The organism is Streptomyces sp. SID13726 (assembly GCF_010548375.1).
GTDB lineage: Bacteria > Actinomycetota > Actinomycetes > Streptomycetales > Streptomycetaceae > Streptomyces.
In genome coordinates this window covers 1-598 of the sequence record NZ_JAAGLY010000168.1, presented here as the reverse complement: position 1 = coordinate 598, position 598 = coordinate 1, and the positions used below count along the sequence as shown (strand labels likewise).

At 74.2% G+C, this 598-nt stretch carries 2 protein-coding genes; one reads left to right on the top strand and one right to left on the bottom strand.

Translation table 11 applies throughout. From position 1 onward, the window contains the following. Nucleotides 1-361, top strand: a 361-nt coding sequence (locus G3I78_RS46970; RefSeq protein WP_164436731.1) for an ATP-binding domain-containing protein, incomplete at its 5' end; no start/stop codon positions are given. 38 nt (nt 362-399) lie between these two features. On the opposite strand, the gene G3I78_RS46965 is transcribed toward G3I78_RS46970, so the two are convergent. Continuing rightward, nucleotides 400-598: hypothetical protein (locus tag G3I78_RS46965; protein WP_164436729.1), on the bottom strand; the 199-nt coding region annotated here is incomplete at its 5' end.

Genomic DNA, 598 nt, shown 5'->3' with positions numbered 1-598 from the left:
CCTGCTCGGCGCGGGCTGGGCGAGCGGGCAGCTCGCGCTGCTCGCGACCGGACGGCGGCACCCGCAGCAGGTGAACGAGGTCGAGGCGGGCGGCCACGCCGCCTACTGGGACGCGTTCTTCGCCGAGGACGACGTGTTCTACGGCCACGTGCTCGGGTTCAAGGGCCTCGAACGACCGGTCGTCGTGCTGTCCGTCAACGGCGTCCGGGACGTCGCACGGGCGCGCGAGATGCTCTACACCGGGCTCTCCCGGGCACGGTCGCTCCTCGTCGTCGTGGGCGACCGCTCCTGGATCGAGGACGGCGGGGGAGAAGCGGTCCGCCGTCGGTTCGCCCGGGGGCAGGAGTGGTCACCGGCCTGAGCCTCCGCCCGTGCGCACGCGTCGTGCGTCCTGCGTGATCAGCGGTCGGTGGATCCGGCGCCGAACTGGTCGAGGGAGTCGGCGAGCTGGGTCCAGGCGTCGTCCGCGCCGATCTGGCGGGCGGCCCTCGCCAGGTTCCTCAGGTCGGCGACGAGCGACGCCGCCTCCTCGCCGCGCTCGTCGACGTACCGTGCGTCGAGGAGGTGGGGCGCCTCGCGCTCGGCGTGCACGGCGACG